The 20,252-nt window shown below is 45.1% G+C and carries 21 protein-coding genes and 1 riboswitch; of the genes, 16 read left to right on the top strand and 5 right to left on the bottom strand.

Annotation, left to right across the window (positions count from 1 at the left end; genetic code table 11):
• Positions 1-57 precede the first annotated feature (57 nt).
• The 8 genes from ACQQ6X_RS09630 (at position 58) to ACQQ6X_RS09595 (ending at position 6,145) form a co-directional block, all read left to right on the top strand.
• Positions 58-264: an aspartyl-phosphate phosphatase Spo0E family protein gene (locus tag ACQQ6X_RS09630; protein WP_063209923.1), complete on the top strand. Its 207-nt coding sequence runs from the start codon at positions 58-60 to the stop codon at positions 262-264.
• 100 nt (positions 265-364) lie between these two features.
• Entirely contained in the window at positions 365-934 is a 570-nt protein-coding gene (locus ACQQ6X_RS09625) for a hypothetical protein (protein WP_305165149.1), read from the top strand.
• A gap of 18 nt (positions 935-952) precedes the next feature.
• Positions 953-1,516 carry a cob(I)yrinic acid a,c-diamide adenosyltransferase gene (locus ACQQ6X_RS09620; RefSeq protein ID WP_025676377.1) on the top strand — a complete coding sequence of 188 codons (564 nt, stop codon included), beginning with the start codon at positions 953-955 and terminating at the stop codon, positions 1,514-1,516.
• A 21-nt stretch (positions 1,517-1,537) separates the two neighbouring features.
• Positions 1,538-2,497 carry an RluA family pseudouridine synthase gene (locus tag ACQQ6X_RS09615; RefSeq protein WP_305165633.1) on the top strand — a complete coding sequence of 320 codons (960 nt, stop codon included), beginning with the start codon at positions 1,538-1,540 and terminating at the stop codon, positions 2,495-2,497.
• A gap of 44 nt (positions 2,498-2,541) precedes the next feature.
• Positions 2,542-2,907, top strand: a complete 366-nt coding sequence (locus tag ACQQ6X_RS09610; RefSeq protein ID WP_142611787.1) for an arsenate reductase family protein — start codon at positions 2,542-2,544, stop codon at positions 2,905-2,907.
• Between the two features lie 71 nt (positions 2,908-2,978).
• Positions 2,979-3,875 (top strand): 5'-3' exonuclease, encoded by an 897-nt coding sequence (locus ACQQ6X_RS09605; protein ID WP_305165632.1) that lies wholly within the window; start codon positions 2,979-2,981, stop codon positions 3,873-3,875.
• Positions 3,876-4,095: 220 nt separating this feature from the next.
• Complete coding sequence (locus ACQQ6X_RS09600; protein WP_149035910.1) at positions 4,096-4,974, top strand: ROK family protein; 879 nt, start codon at positions 4,096-4,098, stop codon at positions 4,972-4,974.
• 163 nt (positions 4,975-5,137) lie between these two features.
• On the top strand, positions 5,138-6,145 hold the full coding sequence (locus ACQQ6X_RS09595; RefSeq protein WP_305165148.1) for an HRDC domain-containing protein: 1,008 nt from the start codon (positions 5,138-5,140) through the stop codon (positions 6,143-6,145).
• Between the two features lie 123 nt (positions 6,146-6,268).
• On the opposite strand, the gene corA is transcribed toward ACQQ6X_RS09595, so the two are convergent.
• A complete protein-coding gene (gene corA / locus ACQQ6X_RS09590; protein WP_063209916.1) occupies positions 6,269-7,204 on the bottom strand; it encodes a magnesium/cobalt transporter CorA in 936 nt (311 codons plus the stop codon).
• Positions 7,205-7,752: 548 nt separating this feature from the next.
• Positions 7,753-7,878: riboswitch (SAM riboswitch) on the top strand.
• A gap of 117 nt (positions 7,879-7,995) precedes the next feature.
• On the opposite strand from corA, the gene metA reads away from it, so the two are divergent.
• The 4 genes from metA (at position 7,996) to mqnC (ending at position 12,840) form a co-directional block, all read left to right on the top strand.
• Complete coding sequence (gene metA / locus ACQQ6X_RS09585; protein WP_063209915.1) at positions 7,996-8,913, top strand: homoserine O-acetyltransferase MetA; 918 nt, start codon at positions 7,996-7,998, stop codon at positions 8,911-8,913.
• 124 nt (positions 8,914-9,037) lie between these two features.
• Entirely contained in the window at positions 9,038-10,222 is a 1,185-nt protein-coding gene (locus tag ACQQ6X_RS09580; protein WP_305165147.1) for a PLP-dependent transferase, read from the top strand.
• Positions 10,219-11,397, top strand: coding sequence for an aminotransferase class I/II-fold pyridoxal phosphate-dependent enzyme (locus ACQQ6X_RS09575; protein WP_305165146.1), 1,179 nt, complete (start codon positions 10,219-10,221; stop codon positions 11,395-11,397). The genes ACQQ6X_RS09580 and ACQQ6X_RS09575 overlap by 4 nt, the downstream gene beginning before the upstream one ends.
• 309 nt (positions 11,398-11,706) lie before the next feature.
• The gene (gene mqnC / locus ACQQ6X_RS09570; RefSeq protein WP_305165145.1) at positions 11,707-12,840 is read left to right on the top strand and encodes a cyclic dehypoxanthinyl futalosine synthase; all 1,134 of its coding nucleotides are present in this window, start codon (positions 11,707-11,709) and stop codon (positions 12,838-12,840) included.
• Between the two features lie 147 nt (positions 12,841-12,987).
• Here mqnC and ACQQ6X_RS09565 read toward each other — a convergent pair whose 3' ends face one another.
• The 4 genes from ACQQ6X_RS09565 to ACQQ6X_RS09550 form a co-directional block, all read right to left on the bottom strand.
• Positions 12,988-13,848, bottom strand: a complete 861-nt coding sequence (locus ACQQ6X_RS09565) for a YitT family protein (RefSeq protein WP_305165144.1) — start codon at positions 13,846-13,848, stop codon at positions 12,988-12,990.
• 84 nt (positions 13,849-13,932) lie between these two features.
• Positions 13,933-15,159 (bottom strand): cation:proton antiporter, encoded by a 1,227-nt coding sequence (locus tag ACQQ6X_RS09560; protein ID WP_305165143.1) that lies wholly within the window; start codon positions 15,157-15,159, stop codon positions 13,933-13,935.
• A gap of 4 nt (positions 15,160-15,163) precedes the next feature.
• A complete protein-coding gene (locus ACQQ6X_RS09555; protein ID WP_305165142.1) occupies positions 15,164-15,658 on the bottom strand; it encodes a cation:proton antiporter regulatory subunit in 495 nt (164 codons plus the stop codon).
• A gap of 196 nt (positions 15,659-15,854) precedes the next feature.
• The gene (locus ACQQ6X_RS09550) at positions 15,855-16,250 is read right to left on the bottom strand and encodes a hypothetical protein (RefSeq protein ID WP_305165141.1); all 396 of its coding nucleotides are present in this window, start codon (positions 16,248-16,250) and stop codon (positions 15,855-15,857) included.
• 239 nt (positions 16,251-16,489) lie between these two features.
• Between ACQQ6X_RS09550 and ACQQ6X_RS09545 the strand changes: the two genes are divergently transcribed.
• From ACQQ6X_RS09545 to ACQQ6X_RS09530, 4 genes are all read left to right on the top strand, one after another.
• Entirely contained in the window at positions 16,490-17,371 is an 882-nt protein-coding gene (locus ACQQ6X_RS09545) for a putative sporulation protein YtxC (protein ID WP_305165140.1), read from the top strand.
• A gap of 61 nt (positions 17,372-17,432) precedes the next feature.
• Complete coding sequence (locus ACQQ6X_RS09540) at positions 17,433-18,008, top strand: 3D domain-containing protein (RefSeq protein ID WP_305165139.1); 576 nt, start codon at positions 17,433-17,435, stop codon at positions 18,006-18,008.
• An 84-nt stretch (positions 18,009-18,092) separates the two neighbouring features.
• A complete protein-coding gene (locus ACQQ6X_RS09535) occupies positions 18,093-18,401 on the top strand; it encodes a hypothetical protein (RefSeq protein WP_305165138.1) in 309 nt (102 codons plus the stop codon).
• Positions 18,402-18,597: 196 nt separating this feature from the next.
• Positions 18,598-20,181 (top strand): S1C family serine protease, encoded by a 1,584-nt coding sequence (locus tag ACQQ6X_RS09530; protein WP_305165137.1) that lies wholly within the window; start codon positions 18,598-18,600, stop codon positions 20,179-20,181.
• Positions 20,182-20,252: the final 71 nt, after the last annotated feature.

Below are 20,252 nucleotides of genomic sequence, written 5' to 3'. Positions count from 1 at the left end.
CTATAATTTGAAATCGGAAGCAGGAAGTTCAATTTTTCAATTACAGGAGGAGTGCTCATGTCATATGTTGGATATAAGTCACCGAGTTCAATAGGATACGACATTTCCCTGGAAGATGAAATTTTGTTCCTGCGCAATGAGATGATGCGGACGTTTCAGGAAGAGCAGTCCTTCACCTCTGATCTTGTCATCGAGATTAGCTGCAAGCTTGATTTGAAAATCAATGAATATATGAAGCTGTATGGTACCGAATGCAGGGTGTAACTGTGTGGAGTCACCGTAGCTACGAAGAAGGCCGCAGGGCCTTCTTTTTTTGCGTTCACAACTTATGATATATTAATGGCATGGAAGAGGGGGCGTACATATGAGAGCAGCGCTAAAAAGGCTATCGCCATGGATCATCGGAATAATGGTACTTATACTACTGGCTGGATGTGGGGGACGGGATAAAGACAGCTTTTCCATATTTATAATGGATAAAGGGGATGCTTCAGCTATTCGTGACGAGCTGGCACAAAAGCTTAAGGATAAGCTGGGCGAACAGGCTCCGACGATCGAGATTTCAGTCAGCCCGCTGTATAACCAGCAGAAGCTGGTCGTAGAATATGCGGCCGGAGAGCATGATCTGTTCCTCTTGCCGGAAGAGGATATGAAGTTGTATGGACAGAATGGCTCGAATCTACCGTTAGATGATGCCTTTGACAAAAAGACGTATACCCGGGGTGTGTTCGAGGGCGGCGTATTTAAGAAAAAAGAGCAAGGTGAAGAAGGAACGGATGTAATCAAAGAAACTCATTTGTACGGAATTCCGGTAAAGCAGATGAAGATGTTTAAGGACCTAAAATATAACTCAAACACATTATTTGCAACCATACCGCCACGCACAAGCAATAAGGAAGAAGCCATCAAAGTCCTGAAAGCACTCACGGAATAATAAAGGGGATAGAATGATATGGGTATTTATACCAGAACAGGTGATGAAGGACAAACCTCTGTGATCGGCGGACGAGTGTCCAAAGATGATGACCGTGTGGAGGCGTACGGTACCATTGACGAGCTGAACAGCTTTGTAGGACAAGCAATCAGCTTTGCCGAAGGGGAGAAGTTTGCGGATATTCGGACTCAATTGGAGGAAATACAGCAGGAGCTGTTTGATTGTGGTTCGGATTTAGCGTTTGTAAAAATCAATGAAAGCAAATACAAGGTGAAAGACGAGCTGGCAGAGCGGCTGGAAAGCTGGATTGATGCATGCCAGGAAGAAAATCCAAAAGTGGAGCGTTTTATTATTCCGGGAGGCAGCACCTTATCTTCGACATTACATGTTTGCCGTACGGTTTGCCGACGCGCGGAACGCCGTGCAGTTACACTAGGTAAGCACACAGATATCAATCCTGCGGTACGTCGGTATTTGAACCGCCTGTCCGATTATTTCTTTGTTGTAGCCCGCACGGCGAATGTACGCCAGGGTGTGCCCGATGTCGAATATGTGCGCAGCAAAAAAGTGTTCCGCAAATAAGGAGGCAATCGGGAATTTGTGATGAGCTTGTATTATGAACCTATCGTATATACAATCCCTCCTGAGGAGGAGGGCATGCTGTTGAAGACCATTCTACAAAAGCGTATGAATATCTCTCGCAAGCTAATATCCAAACTCAAGCTGACCGAACAGGGGATCATGTTGAACGGGAAACGTGTGTATATCAGTGAAAAGGTGAAGTCCGGGGATCGAGTAGAGATTCGCATGGAGCGCGAGCGTTCTGATGATATTTTACCCGAACCCATCCCTTTTGAGATTTTGTTTGAGGATGAACATCTGTTAGTGGTGAACAAGGCGGCGGGCATGATTGTCCATCCGACTCACGGTCATTACACAGGGACACTGGCTAACGGGGTCGTGTATTATTGGCAGACCAAGGGAGAACTGTATCGGTTTCGTCCTGTTCATCGTCTTGATCAGGAGACGACGGGCGTACTGGTTGTAGCTAAAAATCCGTATGTTCACCAGCATATTTCCGAGCAGATGATTGCGGGAGCGGTGGACAAGCGCTATACAGCTCTGGTGCATGGGTGTCCTGAGCAGCCGGAAGGCAGGGTGGATGGACCGATTGATCGCAACCCGGATAATCCGCATTTGCGTATGGTGACTCCAGATGGTTATCCTGCACTTACGCTATACAAGCTGGAGGAAGTGTGGAACGGAGGAAGCCGTATCGGTCTAAAATTGGAATCTGGACGTACGCACCAAATTCGAGTGCATATGACATATATCGGGTGCCCGTTGATTGGAGATAAAATGTACCGGATTACACCCGATGACGCTGTGCAGCGTGAGCAATATGATCAACTTGATGCCCGAATGCCTCGACAAGCCCTGCATGCTTCAGAATTGTCTTTGGTACATCCTGCATCCGGGGAGCGGATGACATTTTACGCTCCTTTGCCGGATGATATGATTGCAATGCAAGAGCTGTTAAGAGCTCAATATCATCTGGAATAGAATATTCAATAAGAGATTGAAACCAAATGGAGGTTAATCTAGCGATGAGCCAACTGAAAGTATATCAATATTCTAAATGCAGCACCTGTCGTAATGCAGTGAAATGGCTGCACAACAAGGGGCATGAGACGGAACTGATTCCTATTTTCGAACAACCGCCTGGTCCGGAGGAACTGGAAGACTTGATTAATAAAAGCGGTCTGGAGCTGAAAAAGTTTTTCAACACAAGCGGTGAAGTATACAAAGAGTTACAGCTGAAAGATAAGCTTGGAAACATGAGCCGTGAAGAGCAAATTTCGCTTTTATCCTCAAATGGAAGATTGATCAAACGTCCAATTGTAACCGACGGGACTAAAGTAACGGTAGGATTCAAAGAGGAAACATTTGAGGGGACATGGGGAGCTCAGTAGAGCCCAATTAACCCTCACAATATGTTATACTGTGGGGGTTAAATATTATGATGAATGGAGCAATACAATCTGTGACACAACGCAATGAACAATCCGTAATGCTGGTTGACGGCATGGCTCTGCTTTTTCGTGCTTATTATGCAACCGCCGCAAACGGTTATATCCGTCGTACAAAAGCTGGAGTACCCACGAATGCTATATATGGCTTTATTCGATATTTTTGGGATGCAGTTCAAACCTATAACCCTACTCATGTTATTTGCTGCTGGGACATGGGCGGAACAACATTCCGTGGGGAACATTTTGCTGCATATAAAGGAAACCGAGCTGACGCGCCAGACGATTTGATTCCTCAATTTACTTTGATCCGTGAAGTGACGGATAGCCTCGGCATTCCCAATATTGGGGCGGAAGGCTTTGAAGCGGATGATTGTATCGGTACGCTCGCACGCCATTATTCACAAAATGAGGACATGGATGTCATGATTCTTTCGGGAGACCATGATTTACTTCAATTGGTGGATGAGCGGACACGGGTCATTATTATGAAAAAAGGACATGGCAATTATATGGTATATACCCCGGAGACGCTGCTGTCTGAGAAAGGGCTTAAGCCGCGACAAGTAGTTGACCTCAAAGGTTTGATGGGTGATGCAAGTGACAATTACCCGGGAGTACGGGGAATCGGTGAAAAGACGGCTCTCAAGCTGGTGCAGGAATACGACTCCATTGAAGGCATTCTGGAAAATCTGGATCAATTGACACCATCGGTCCGTAAAAAGATCGAGAGTGATTTGGATATGCTGCATCTTTCACGCAAGCTTGCTAAAATTCACTGTGATGTGCCTGTTGCGTGTGCTTTAGACAGCTGCCTGCTGACGCTGGATCACGTGCAAATTGTCGATAAATTTGAACAGCTTGAAATGAAAAGCTTATGTTCGTTGATGGGTGTCGCAACCGGATCATAATGAGACTGTTAAGCTTGAGATGTACATTTCAGGTGGGCTAAGTTTTATAGGGATGCTGGCGGCGCTCGGTGCGCTAGTGTCCCTATTTGTATGCAATTATGCCAGCGAAGATATTTAGCCATGTGAAGGATTTTATACAATTGTGATAAGGGGATTGACCTTAGGCTCTTTTCAGGTGAATATAGTTAATAGAGATCAGGGAGAGGGGATTACAGCAGCTATGACAGTATTGGGAGCAATTGAGGCAGGCGGTACCAAATTTGTATGTGGAATTGGAAATGAACGAGGGGAAGTATTGGAAAGAGCTAGCTTCCCAACAACGACTCCAGCAGAAACTATGGAGAATGTCATTGCATTTTTTGAAGGCAAGGGGATTGAAGCGCTGGGCGTAGGCTCATTCGGACCGATTGATCCTATCGAAGGCAGTGATACATACGGTTATATTACAACAACGCCAAAGCCGCATTGGGGAAATTACAATCTGATTGGCAAACTGAAGGAGCATTTCGATGTACCTATGGGGTTTGACACAGATGTGAATGGAGCAGCGCTGGGTGAGTCCATTTGGGGTGCGGCTAAAGGATTGGAAAACTGTCTGTATATTACAATAGGTACAGGCATCGGAGCGGGTGCTTTGGTTGGCGGAAAGCTGGTACATGGATTATCCCACCCGGAAATGGGACATATTCTGGTACGTCGTCATCCAGAGGATCACTATGAGGGCGCATGTCCATATCATGGAGATTGTCTTGAAGGACTGGCAGCGGGTCCGTCGCTCGAAAAAAGATGGAAGGTAAAAGGACACGAGCTTTCTGTTGATCACCCAGCCTGGGAAATGGAGGCGCATTATCTGGCACAGGCTTTAATGAGCTATGTATTAATCCTGTCACCGCAAAAAATCATTATGGGCGGCGGAGTAATGAAGCAGGATCAATTGTTCCCACTCATTCGTACCAAGCTTCAAAAACTCTTGAACGGATACGTACAGCATTCGAGTCTGACTACAGAAATTGAACAATATATCGTATCTCCGGGATTGGGTGACAATGCTGGATTGTGCGGTGCTTTGGCTTTGGCAAAGGAAAAGCTCAATTCTTAGAATTTGTGGTTGACGGTTCTCCAAGGTCTGGTTATCATATAGACAACAGCATAGTACGGATCAAAAGGGAAGCACCTTTCTTGCGAATACGCAGGATAGGTGCTTTTTTTGCGTTTTTGTATTGTGCGGGTCAGTATTTCAACCATATAAGGGAGGAAGAAACATGGAGATTGTATTTTTAAACCGCTTGTCCAAACGGAATGAACAAGGCTGTGAGGACTTTGCACAGGTATGGATTGGGCAACATGAAGGGAGATGGAGCGCAGGCTGGAGCACACACCATGTGCCCGATGAAAGTATAGACGACCTTTGGTATGAAGGCAGCTTGTGGCAGGAACTACTGCATGTATACCGTCATGAGCTGGCACTCAAGATGGCTGAGGGCTACAGGCCTTTAATTCATGGCGTTTTTCATGAGCAAAAAGGATCATCAGGACGAGGACAAACACTACAAAAGCTCTATTGCTATAGTGATTTGTTTCCACGTGATGAGGTGTATGAACAATTGACAATGTGGAGACGGCAAAAGGCAGCAACTGAGCGAAAAGCACCTTATTTTATCGCTACAAATCGGCTGCTTCGTCTCATCAGCGTCTATCTTCCTCATACTGAAGAAGAATTGTTAGAACTGCCCGGTATGGGCCAGGGTAAGGTGTCGCAATATGGGGCGGAGCTATTGACTATAACGAAGCAAAATGATCGAACCACGCCATTTCCGCTGGATTGGGTAACGGAAACGTTAGAAGAAGAAGTTTTTTTGTCATGGCTGTACAAGCAAAAAGAAAACCAGTACAGACAGGAACTGAATAAGTTTAGCCTGACTAGAGCAATTATCGAAGGCATTGCGGATGGTCTTTCACTGGAGCATATCGGAATAAAGACAGGCTTGCACCGTAAAGAAGTGATTGAAGCTGTGGAGCATTTGGATAGAGATGGAATGGATATGGAAAAGTTGATCCACAAGGAATTAGAACATGTGTCTGAGGAGGAGCAAACAGCCATCTGTTCTGCTTATGCAGAGTTGGGAGATACGCTGCTCAAGCCCGTTATGTTAAAAGTGTATGGAGAAGAAAAAGCAACGGAAGCAGGACTGGATCAAATTTATGAGCGATTGCGACTAGTCCGTATACGGTTCCGCCATCAGGAAGTACCTGATCGACATGTTGGATAATATAGAGACGCATAGAAGTGTCATAAAGTAGTACAAATAGGTACAACAAAGCAAAAGCAGCAGCGAGTTCCTCACAGGACACGGCTGCTGCTTTTGATGACCAAACTTGAAAACCGAAAAAATTCAAACCCAGTCCTTCTTGCGGAAAATACAGAACATACTGACACCTAGTGCCACCATAATCCCGATGACGACAAAATAACCATAACGTGTATGAAGCTCAGGCATATTATCAAAGTTCATCCCATATATTCCGGTAATGACCGTCAGCGGCATAAATACAGTTGTAATGGCCGTAAACACACGCATAATTTCATTTGCACGGTTGGCGATACTTGATTGATAAGCTTCTCGAAGGTTCCCCATCAAGTCGCGGTAAGTTTCGAAAGTCTCCGAAATTTTCACAGCATTTTCATAAATGTCGCTAAAATATTTTTGCAGTTGATCGTCGATCAGTCGCAAATCCCGTTTGTTCAGGGTGTTAATGACTTCCTTTTGCGGACCGAGCACTTTTTTTAGCCACAGAATCTCACTGCGCAAGCCGATGATTTCGTTCAAATGCGACTTTTTCGTATGCATTAGAATGTCTTCTTCCAGCTTTTCAATGCGAACCTCAATCCGGTCACCAACCAGAAAATAGTTGTCAACGATCAAGTCAATCAACAGATACATAAAACGGTCAGGCTGGCTGACTTCCTGCTCCCACAACAAAGGCTTGAGGGTACGAAGCTCATTGATTTTCTGCTTGGTCACCGTAATGATAAAATGGCGGCCGAGAAAAATATTTAAAGCACGCAAAAATATTTCTTCATCATCAAAACGAATGCTATTTACAACGATAAAATAATGGCTTTCATAAATTTCAATCTTTGGGCGCTGTTCTTCTTCACTCAAACAGTCTTCTACTGCAAGATCATGCATGGAAAATAAGGGCTGAAGCACTGCCAGATCCTCGACATCGGCATCAATCCAATAAAAGCCTTCTGCCGGTGCAGTGAGCGCCATTTCAATTTCTTCGACAGGGGTAAAAACCCCGTTGTTGACCAAACGGATTTTCATATATAGTCACTCCTTATGCTCCGTCGTAACGGAAATACGTTTACCTTAAGCATAAGGAATGGACTCAGTTGCCAGTTAGCCGGTTCGGGTAAGCGTGCATAACATCAAAAGCAGGAGGCTTTTGGAGCATGCAGAGCCTGGCGTCCCGTCTTTCGGCAAGCTGAAGTCATTCCTATGCTGTTGTTCAGGGATCGCCGCCTATTCGGACTCGGGTCGCCTTCCATTCCGGATTCACCTCACAAATGTTCTTTTTTAGGTTGCCACAGTACCGCAGAAAACACTCTCAACTACACTGCTGCACCATATTTTTGCCTATTAGCACTTGTATAGTATAACGCTCGACCTACGGCCTTTCAAGCGCAAAATCAAGGGCTAAATGAACAGCAATCATATGAGCTTCTGCGATAAGGGGATATGATTTAACCTATGGAAAAGGTAGACAAAAGGTGAATGCAGGATACAAATTTACAAACCCATCTTGACGAAGCCCAGCCGATGCATTAAAGTGAACAACAAGAACTTTGTGAACGCAAAATGAATATAGCGAAATCTTATCAAGAGCAGGTGGAGGGACTAGCCCGATGATACCCGGCAACCGGCGATTTTAATCGCACGGTGCTAATTCTTGCAGGACTCGCGCTTTGTACAAAGAGCGCAGCCCTGACAGATGAGAGAGGCGCATATGGATACAAATATGACCTTTCTCTAACCGAGAAAGGTCTTTTTATTATATGCCCGGCATCTCTACCAGACGATTTTCGCACAACTTACCGATCAAGGAGTGAGTTTACATGCCGATTAAAATTCCAGACACACTGCCTGCTAAGGAAGTACTGGAGGGCGAAAATATTTTCGTAATGGATGAAAGCCTGGCCTATCATCAGGATATTCGTCCGTTGCGCATCGCCATTTTGAATTTGATGCCTACAAAGGAAACAACAGAAACTCAACTGTTGCGTCTGGTCGGCAATACGCCGTTGCAAGTGGATGTCACGTTGGTGCATATGAAGTCTCATGTATCTAAAAATACATCGCAAGAATATTTGAATATGTTCTATAAAACGTTTGATGAGATCAAGAACAGTCGTTTTGACGGCATGATTATTACAGGAGCCCCTGTAGAACAACTTGAGTTTGAGGATGTGACCTACTGGGAGGAAATCCGGCAAATCTTTGAGTGGACGAAAACAAATGTTACTTCGACCATGCATATCTGTTGGGCCTCACAGGCAGGCTTATACCATCATTTCAATGTTCCAAAATACGGGCTCGACAGCAAATGCTTTGGGGTATTCCCACACACCGTTATTAAACCTAAAGTGAAACTGCTACGCGGCTTTGATGAACTGTTTTATGCTCCTCACTCTCGGCATACGGAAGTTCGGCGGGAAGATATTGACCATATCGCCGAATTAGAGGTTTTATCCGAATCCGAGGAAGCTGGAGTGTACCTGGTAGCCACGCTTGATGGTAGACAAATCTTTGTAACAGGGCATTCAGAATATGATCCGCTTTCACTGAAATGGGAATACGACCGCGATGTGGCCAAAGGACTGGATGTTGACGTCCCCAAAAATTATTTTCCTAACGACGATCCTGAACGCATACCGCCCTCGATCTGGCGGGCTCATGCCAATTTATTATTTTCAAATTGGCTTAACTATTATGTATACCAAGAAACACCTTATGATATCGGACCCCAGATTTAAAAAGGGGCTTGTCGTTTACCCTTACACAGTACCACCTTGCAGTAGTGCAGCAGTATAGTCTTAGACATCCATTTTTGCAGCATATGTTATAGCACCTACTATGGAAGTGAACAGGAGGATTCATATGAGTGAGAAACAGTGGAAAATCGAAAGCAGATTGGCACAAATCGGTTCCATTGAGGAGCCAGTAACCGGGGCTGTGAATTACCCGATTTACCAATCTACAGCGTTCCGCCATCCCCGTCTGGGTCAAAGCACTGGGTTTGATTACATTCGGACGATTAATCCCACGCGAAAGGTATTGGAAGAGGCTGCTGCTGCACTCGAATCTGGTGATGCAGGCTTTGCTTGCAGTTCAGGTATGGCAGCGCTGCAAACTGTATTTGCATTGTTTGGACAGGGAGACCACCTCATTGTATCGCTGGATCTTTACGGCGGGACCTACCGTTTGCTGGAGCGTATTTTATCTAAATTTGGTGTGACCGCAAGCTATGTGGATACAAACGATCTTGAAGCACTCCAACAGTCATGTCGACCCAATACCAAAGCTGTATTCATAGAAACGCCTACAAACCCGTTAATGATGATTACTGATATTCAGGCGGTGGCTGCATGGGCATCGCAACATGAGTTGCTTACAATTGTAGATAATACGCTGCTAACACCATATTTCCAGCGACCATTGGAACTGGGCGCGGATATTGTGGTACATAGCGCAACCAAATATTTGGGTGGGCATAACGATGTGCTGGCAGGGTTGATTGTTTCCAAAGGAAAAGAACTGTCAGCTGAGATTTCCTTTCTGCACAATTCCATAGGAGCCGTGCTTTCGCCAAGCGACTGCTATCAGTTGATGAAGGGGATGAAGACGTTAGCACTGCGTATGGATCGACATGAGCATAATGCAACAGTGTTGTCTAACTATTTATTGACGCACCCGGCAGTGGCAGAAGTATTTTACCCGGGGCTTGAAGGTCATCCGGGTCGTGAGATACAAAATAAACAATCCAGCGGAAATACAGGGATTTTCTCTTTTAAAGTAAAGGATGCTCGCTATGTGGAGCCTTTGCTTCGTCATATTAAGCTTATTGCGTTTGCCGAAAGTCTGGGTGGTGTGGAGTCGCTAATGACTTATCCCGCTGTGCAGACACATGCGGACATACCAGCAGAAATCCGGGATGCAGTCGGGGTAGATGACAGGCTTCTGCGTTTCTCGGTAGGCATTGAGCATACAGATGACCTGATTGAAGATTTGCGTTCGGCACTGGAAGCGGCACGTCAAGAAGTAGAAGGAGGGGAGCAGCAATGATAGAGGATGCGAGGGGAATCGAAGTAGATCTGGGCAAAGAACGGAAATTCGCAACCAAGCTGTTGCATTTTGGCTCTGAAATTGACAGTGTTACTGGGGCATCGAGCGTCCCGATCTATCAAGCTTCAACCTTTCATCATCATGATATTTTTAATCCTCCACAACATGATTATAGCCGTTCAGGCAATCCGACACGACAAGCTTTGGAAGATTATATTGCCTTATTAGAAGGCGGAGCTTGTGGTTTTGCCTTTGCATCAGGCATGGCTGCTATCTCCACAACATTTATGCTCTTATCGGCTGGAGATCATGTCATTGTTTCGGAAGATGTATATGGAGGGACATATCGTCTGCTGACCTCCATCTTGAAACGAATGAATATCGAAACAACCTTCGTCGATATGACGGATCTCAACCTTGTAAAAGAGGCGTTGCAGGAAAATACAAGAGCTGTGTATATGGAAACCCCCTCTAATCCGACACTCAAAATTACCGATGTAGCTGGAATAACCGCTTGGGCAAGGGATCATGGGCTGTTGACGTTATTGGATAATACTTTTATGACACCTTATTATCAACGCCCGATCGAGCAGGGGGTCGATATTGTATTGCACAGTGCGACCAAGTTTTTGGGTGGACACAGTGACGTACTGGCAGGACTTGCGGTAGCTCGTACCGAATCGTTGGGAAGACAAATCAAGCAGCTTCAGAATGGATTGGGTACCGTGCTGGCTCCGCAAGAGTCTTGGTTGCTTATGCGTGGGATGAAGACACTGGAGGCGCGTATGGCTCATAGCGAAAAAAGTGCAGCCAAACTCGCAAACTGGCTGAACGAGCGCAATGATATTGAAGCGGTATACTACCCGGGGTTGGAGAACCATCCAGGGCGTGCAGTTCATGAGAGCCAATCCAGTGGGTATGGTGCAGTGATATCGTTTGATGTAGGTTCTGGTGAGCGTGCCAAAGCAGTCCTCAGTCGTGTACGCATTCCCATTGTGGCGGTGAGTCTTGGAGCAGTGGAAAGTATCTTGTCGTACCCGGCTATGATGTCACATGCGGCTATGCCGCAAAGTGTACGCTTGGAGCGCGGGATTACGGACGGACTACTTCGTTTCTCCGTTGGTCTGGAGGACATTGATGACCTGATCAGCGATCTGAATGAGGCGCTGTGCTAGTGCGTTAGCACACCCGCAGCATCATGGCATTTTCCGAAGGAAGCAAATATGTGTAGCCCTCAGCAGCAGGTTTCCGATATTCAGGAGACTTGCTGTTTTCTATATACAGGGGGAATAAGTATGGTTCCTTACCTAAAGATATGTTAGTATTATCATTAGGTTTTACTATGCTAAATAGCACAGACAACATACAAGGCTAGTCATGAACATACATTACGACAGGGTTCGAACGCAGGTTTGTGAAAGCATTCTCATTCATAAGTCCTGTCTTTCATTTCGTCGCCCTGTGACAGCGAAGGAGGATACACCATGAGTGTAATCGACCATATTTTAGATAAAGCCCTACGTGGCGAACGCCTGAATTTAGAGGATACTGTAGCTTTGTTCGAATCAGACGAGGTTGAAAAAATAGGCCATGCGGCCAATAAAGTCATGAATCGCATGCATCCTGATCCCATTAAAACCTTCGTCATCGGACGAAATATTAACTATACGAACGTGTGTGACGTATACTGCCGTTTTTGCGCTTTTTACCGTAGACCGGGTTCCGATGAAGGCTATGTTTTGCCGGATGAGGTGATTTTCCAAAAAATTAAGGAAACGCAGGATGTAGGTGGCACCGAAATCCTAATGCAAGGCGGTGTAAATCCAAATCTGCCGTTCAGCTATTATACCGATTTGCTGAAAGCTATTAAGGAACGTTTTCCCAATATCACGATGCATTCCTTCTCCCCAGCTGAAATTCACAAAATGAAGGAGAAATCCGGTTTATCCATGGAAGATACGATCCGGGCTATTCATGAAGCTGGATTGGATTCTCTCCCAGGTGGGGGCGGAGAAATTTTGGATGACCGCACACGCCGCAAAATCAGCCGTCTCAAAGGCTCCTGGCGTGATTGGATGGATGTTATGCAAACAGCTCACAAGGTTGGTATGAACACGACAGCTACGATGGTTATCGGCTTTGGCGAGTTGATGGAGGAGCGTGCGCTGCATTTGTTGCGTGTCCGTGATGCTCAGGACGAATGCATTGAAAACAAATATAACTCTGAAGGATTTTTGGCCTTTATTCCTTGGACCTTCCAACCAGACAACACCAACCTGAAGAAGGAACGCCAGACGCCAGAGGAATATTTGAAGACTGTAGCGATCAGTCGTCTTGTTTTGGATAACATCAAGCATATCCAGTCTTCGTGGGTAACTATGGGACCAGAAATCGGTAAAAAATCGCTGTACTACGGTTGCGATGATTTTGGCAGCACCATGATTGAGGAAAACGTAGTTTCCGCTGCTGGAGCAACGTACAAGGTTAACATTGAATCCATTTTACAGCTGATCCGCGAGACGGGCCACATTCCGGCACAGCGCAATACCCGTTATGATATTATTCGTACTTTTGACAGTGCTAGCAGCATTGAACATGACTTTATTATGCAAAATTAGAATTAGCTAATATAACGTACGTTACAAAACGCTTATCTTTCACTATTCCATGTACAAGGATAGTGAAGATAAGCGTTTTTGTGCTGAAGAATGAAAATCCTTCAGTATCATACTTTCTTTGTATTACGGTAAATATATTTGGCTTAGCTACTGTTCCCATCGTTTCATATACATGATCTCAGCCTCAGGGTCTGCCATTTGAATGACTGTCTTAAAACGCTGCAAATCCAGGAGATGAACGCTGTAAATGGTAGCCATTTGTTCTTTTTTATCTGATTGGCTTTTCGTCTTGCCCTCTATTAGGGTAGAGCTTCTAATAGGTGTGCTGTGTAAGCGCAGCCTGCGATGTATGGCATCTTCGACAGCTTGCTGTTTTTTGCTGACAACACAAACCATACGGCTCAGACCGGTAAACATCAGCCGGGTCGTTTCATAAGCAGCGAGACAGGATAAGGCAGAATAGAGAGCTGGCTTCCAGCCTAGCACAAAGCCAGCCGTAATAAGCAGCACACCATTACACAACATTACAATCTGTATTAACGGAATTTTCCGATGGGTTAGCATCAAAGTAGAAGGACGACCATCGTCAGACTCATTGAGTCCTAGTGAATCAAGCAGCCCACCGTGACGAGCCGCCAGTCCTGCGCCAAGTCCAATACAGATTCCGCCTCCCAAAGCGCATACCACTGGATGCCCGCTCACTGCCGGAAAAGGTGAGAGAATGATGGCTGAGCCTGAAAAGGCAAACAAACCAGGGAGTGCACGAAGCAGCATGGGCTTGTGAGTAGACAAAGAATACAGCAGCATTAGTGGCAAGTTCAAAACGAATAGCAGTAACCCAAAATGCTCCTTTGTATAAAGCGACATGAGTCTGGAGATTCCGGTGACGCCTCCAGCGATCATATCGTGCGGATGTAGAAACAATTCCAGACCGACGGATGCGGTAATTCCGCCAATCACCGTATAAAAGACAGGGAACCTGCTCGCATCTCCTGAAGCTGGCCTCACAAACCGCCTCATAGAGCTTCGGCATGTTTTACCGCGTGCAGCATAGCCTTCCCTCCTATGGATTGTCGTATCTAGCTTTTACTTTTACGCCGATTTGCTTTCTTCCTTTCGTACGCGCGAGTCCTTGAATTTAAATATTTTGTTTAACATATTAAAAATAGGCTTTGACTGTTTGGTCAGAAGCGGCCCAAGAATCGCTAGTATGAGCACATAGATGGCTGCAAAGGGTTGAACTATATCAAGCAAACCGCCCTCTTTACCCAAGTTGGCCATGATGATCGAAAATTCGCCTCGCGCGACAATAGTCAGGCCGATATTTACGGATGCTTTGGGAGATAAGGAAGCTGTGCGCCCAGCTAGCATACCCGCCCAAATGTTACCGAATAGGGTGAGAAGGACGGCTGCCAGCGCAAGCCATACGGCGTTTCCCCCTAGGGACAACGGATCAATGGATAATCCAAAGCTGAAGAAGAACAGTGCACCGAAGAAATCGCGGAAAGGAACAATTAAATGCTCAATCCGTTTGGCGTGTTCCGTTTCAGCCAGTACCAGACCAACCAACAAGGCTCCTATAGCTTCCGCGACATGAATCGTTTCCGAAAAACCAGCCACCAGGAACAGAGAGCCAAAAACAACAAGTCCGAATACCTCATTGGAGCGGATACGGAGAATCCGATTTAGCAGAGGGACGGCTTTTCGACCGATGATAATAACTGCCAGCATAAAGCCAAGCGCGATGAGTGCCGATAGCAGTACACCCCCGAGTGAGGAAGAGTCGCTAAGAACTATTCCGGAGAGGATGGAGATGTAGACGGCGAGGAAAACATCCTCAAACATAATGATGCCTAAAATCATTTCCGTTTCAGCATTGGCGGTACGCTTGAGATCAACCAGCACCTTGGCTGCAATCGCACTGGATGATATTGTCGTAATTCCGGCAATAACCAGTGTTTCTGCTACAGGAAAGCCGCTCAGAAAGCCGAGAGCCAACCCCAATGTGAAATTAATGCCAATATAAATGGTACCGCCCACGGCAATGGAACGACCTGATTTAATCAATCGGCCAACTGAGAACTCCAGTCCTAAGTAGAAGAGAAGAAACAGCACTCCGATTCTGCCCATAAAATCAATAAAAGGGGCGCTTTCGATAAACCGAAAATCAAAATGCCATAGCTCCATCGCATGCGGTCCAACTGCCATTCCGATCAGAATATAAAAAGGGATGACCGAGAAGCGCAGTTTGGAGGAAATCAGTCCGGCTGCAGCTATTAAAGCGATGGCCAATCCTACCTCAAATACCAGATGATCCATCCAATCACCCGCTTCCGTTCATAAGGATTTGTTTAAAGCGTTTTTGCTGGTCACGTTCTCCGACAACAACTACAGTAGCATCATCGCTAATCATCACTTCGGGACCGGGATTTACATATTTTTTTCCCTTTTTCTCTACAATCGCAATAACCGTGGCCCCCGAGTTTTGTCTTACATCCAGCTCCCCGATGGATTTGCCAACACTTGCAAAGTGTGATTCCACTCTGTACCATTCAATAATAAAATCGTCAAATGTCATTTCTACACTTTCAAGCTGCTTGGGCTTATACGTCATGCCACCGATTATGGAGGCTACCATTCGTGCTTCCTGATCATTCAGGGTTGTCATAGAAATGCTTTGCTCCAGATCCTCGTAATCAAAGTGATATAGCTCACGTCTGCCATCATCATGAATAATAATGACAATTCGATCGCCGCTCTCCGCATCTATTCGATACTTCATTCCGATTCCTGGCAAAATAGACTCTCGAATATCCATGTATAAAGCCTCCTGTATAATACGTTTATTTAAGTGAATGATATGAGAAATAAATCACATACTCTGAAAGTGACCTCAAAAATAGAATAATATCAAATTTTTATTAAAAAATGGAATATTAAATTTCATACATGAAATGAATAGGAAAAGTTAACAAAAAGACATGCCATGTGGTGATGTGCATGCTAAAAGGGGGTTAAGCCACATAACTAGAGGTAAATTTAATGGGGAACAAGAACAATTGCTTCTTTAGCTTACAGATAACTGGAATAAAAGGCAGACGTAGCTTGGGGATGCTCAATAGCAGCACAAGCGCTATCAGAATGACAAAGGGAAGTGATTTGGTCGCAGCAATCACCAGATGCAGTAACGGGGAGGATTTGCGTACCGCTGGTTTGGAATGATGCTCCAGCCCGTGGGTGTCCGTTTCTAACGAAGTAACATCGTCATGAAGCATAAGTGATGATTCTGCAGTAAACTGAAGGGATTGAGTGGTGTCTTCCGCGTGGAACGTTACAGGAAGGGACAAAATCTGAACGAAGCTCAATATGACGATTATGAATGTACGCAGCATGTTCAGCATCGTTGACATCTTATCCCTCCCTCTTGTGAAAAATTCATATCACTATAACCTTAACATACCCCATCCTAAATATTCAAACGTCTTTCGATTTTTACTTATCACGGTAATTGTTTATAACACGCTTAACACCTCTTTGAAACCTGATCAGCCTCTTTTGTTCGTATGTCTTTCTGTTTCCAGTCGTTCACTTCGTATAACCCTTCAGAGGCCGCCATATACTGAAAGCAGTGATCGAAAGGAGTGAGCCAATGGAACTGTTTACAGTGTGGACCAATACAGACGGGGATCAGGAAACCGACCGTTTTTATGAAGTGGTCAAAAGTAGAACCAAGGGACTACATATGTCACGGCGCGGATTTCGATTCACTTTCAGACAGCTTGACAACAAAGTGGCATGGACCTGCAAGGGCACTGAAAGCAATTCGGCGTTTGAAAGCTTTCTTCCCTGTGTATACAGCATCATGGCTTCGGCAATAGCGGATTATATTATTGAAGTTAGGGAGTGGGGGATACTCGATCTTATTCTCACCAAAGCCTGTTCTCTGCTGGAGAAAGAGGACGTTGAACAAATTCGGAGCATGATTCGCTCACTGTTAAATGATGACGGTCCCCGAGGGCGTCTCAAACGCCACGGTAAGCTGACCACTCTCCTGGAAAGGGACTTCAGGGAGCTTCATGTGATCAATTTGGAAGGGCTTATTCAATTTAGACTGCATGCGTATAAAAAAGAGCTTGAAGAAATCGTTGACTATGCCATGGAAGAATTCTGGGCAGATCGGCAATACGAAGAATTTATGGGGTTGCTTAAATATTTTGTGTTTTTTCAGGAGAGCAAAGTTCCACTCGTACATGTACTTCACCAAGGTGGGCATAATTTCACCATTCTCGATAATGCCATGGTGCCCATACCGACTCCTGATGCAGATGACATTATTGTAGAAATGCCGGGTATTGAACTGGAGATGGAGGTCGAGGATCGAATTGTCAGCACCCTTATTTCGATATCTCCTGCTTCCATTATATTGCATACAGACGATGAGCACACCCCTATTGTGCGGACGCTCCTGCATATTTTTGAAGACAAAGTGAAGCTGAGTAAACTTTATCCAGGTCAGGATGTTCAAAAATAATCAACCGTTCGTATAAACTCATGGATTTCTGGAAAGCCTTTGCCTCAAGGGGAGGTTTTTTATGAGATCCATGTTGGTATGGAAACGAATTTTAGGAACCATATTCATCGCAATCTGCCTGGTATTGCCCAGCAATGAGGTTTACGGTCACAAAGAACCGGTCCAGCATAAGAAATGGCAGTCCACACCTGTTTTAGCTCCACGTGAAGAGCAGGTGATTACGACCATGACGGTCACGGCAACAGGATATACAGCAGGCTATGAATCCACTGGCAAACGGCCGAATCATCCCGGTTACGGTATTACGTATTCCGGTGTAAAAGTGCGACGTGACAAGAATACACTGTCCACGATTGCGGCTGATCCCAAGACGTTTCCATTGGGCAGCATTTTGTACATTCCAGGTTACGGCTACGGGATTGTAGCAGATACAGGTTCAGCGATTAAGGGCAATAAAATTGACTTGTATTTTAAAACAACCCGACAGGTGTATTCTGAATGGGGCAAGAAAGATGTGGATGTTCAAATTATAAAAAAAGGAAACGGAAAGTGTACGGAAAAAATGATAAAGTCCCTGCAAAAGGCGATAGAAACGCATAAGACCATTCCGCCCGAGACACTGGATGCTTCCATATAATCCTTGCATATTGTTTTTCCTCACTTCACATACTATGTTTCGGGATAAGCTTATCCCGCAAACCATACTGGGAGGTTGAATAATATGCCAAATCAAGGCGGAAATTCTTTTATGAACAAAGGCTTTAAGGCAAACACCGGAAATCAGTTTAAAACGGAATTTGCACAAGACGATACGGTAGGCGTTGTTTCTCAAAAGGTAAAGCAGTCTGAACAAAATAAAATTCAAGACAACTTCCAAACACCTAATGAGAAGTATGACGAAGAATTTGCAACAGATCAAGGCAGCACCAATGTAGTAGCGCAAAAAGTTCAAAACTCCAGTCGCAATAAAATCCAAGGCAATGCACAAACACCGAACGAAAAGTTCGACGAGAACTTTAACACAAAATAAAAAAAGCATATAAAAACAATGCTCCGGATATATTTCCGGAGCATTTCGCGTTGAGTATAAGTGGCTAGAACCTATAGAGGTCTAAGGTTTTATCTCCTTTTTAATTGTTTTTAAGGTGGAATTAAGGTTTAAAGTGCAAAATAAAGTCAGTTAAACAACACCACCTAGAAGCATAGGGTTTGGGAGGAGATATACAATGGACGAATTTAAAAATAATAATTCCGGGCGCCGGAACGATGATGATCAGGTTGATAACGATAAAGCAACTCGGCAAAACGACTCAAATGGTTCCTCGTATTACTATTCCTATGGCCCTTTTTCCTCAGTGCAGTCGGACGGACAACGCAGGGAAGGCCAGTCGGTGGAGGATGTTGAGATTACGCCACCGCAGGCAGTGAGACCTCTTCCTTCTTCTTATCAACGTGCTATGCACGAGCAACAGGACGGTTCAGGTCGGAATAATGGCAACTGGCAATTTAAACCGAATAAGCCCAAGTCGCAAGTGAAAACGATCTTTTTATCTTTTTTAGCCGGAATGTTGGTCATTACGGTATTAATGTATACAGCTGATCGAACCAATATGTTCACACCAGAGACAGCGTTGACTTCGGCGGCAGCTGAAAGCGGAGAAACGACGAATTCAGGAACCACCAACTCCAACTCTGCTCCAAGTGCAGTTCCGGCTGTGATGCCTTCAGGTACGGCTGATGTTCAGTCTGTGGTAGCCAAGGCTGGTCCAGCAGTCGTCAAAATCGAAACGCTGGCCAAGCAATCTAGTGGAGGCAGACAAAGCAGTCCTTATTACAATGATCCGCTGTATCAATACTTTTTCGGCAATCAGTATGGCGATAGTGGCAGCAGCGGCAATAGTAACGAAAATGAAGGTAGCAACAGTGGACAGCTAACCCCGCTGGGGATCGGTTCCGGTTTTATTTTTGATAAATCGGGCTACGTCCTGACCAACAACCATGTTGTGGAAGGTGCAAGTGTAGTACAGGTTACAGTAGAGGGAACCAACAAGCCTTACGAAGCCAAAGTTTTGGGCAAAAATGCAGATCTTGATTTGGCGGTTCTTAAAATTGATGGTAAAAATAATTTTCCAACTGTAACCTTGGGGAACTCCGATAACGCTAAAGTGGGCGAGTGGATGGTTGCGATCGGTAACCCAGAAGGCTTCGAACATTCGGTAACAGCCGGGGTGTTGAGTGCGAAAGAGCGTACGATCACTATTAATAGTGAGTCCACCGGAAAACCGACGCAATACAAGCATCTTATTCAGACGGATGCCTCCATTAATCCTGGTAACTCTGGCGGACCGTTGCTGAATCTGCAAGGACAGGTTATCGGTATGAATGTAGCTGTAAGTGCAGACGCCCAGGGGATCGGATTTGCGATTCCGTCCAATACGATTTTGGAAGTCGTCGATAAGTTGAAAAATAACCAGCCTATTCCGAAAGAACCTGTACCCTTCATTGGTGCAAGCCTCTTAAACTTGAGTCCTGAAGTAGCCAAGGAATTAGGTACATCTCTGACCGAAGGCTCGGTTGTTCGGGATATTATATACAAATCACCTGCTTATCAGGCCGATCTGCGTCCTTACGATGTAATTATCGGAGCCAATGGCACGCCTTATAGCACATCACAAGAGCTCATTCAATTCATCCAAAAACAAAAAGTGGGTACAGCTTTGACACTTAACATTGAACGAGCTGGGCAGAAAAAAGATATTCAGCTGAAAATAGGCAACAAAAATGACTTTAGCTCTACGCTTCAACAGTAAGAGAATAACTTAAAAAGTGAACATGAACGCAAGAAACGGAAGGAAGACCCTTCCGTTTCTTGCTGTACGCA

Source organism: Paenibacillus ottowii (assembly GCF_050516475.1).
GTDB classification, from domain to species: domain Bacteria; phylum Bacillota; class Bacilli; order Paenibacillales; family Paenibacillaceae; genus Paenibacillus; species Paenibacillus ottowii.
This window is presented reverse-complemented; position numbering and strand designations above follow the sequence as displayed.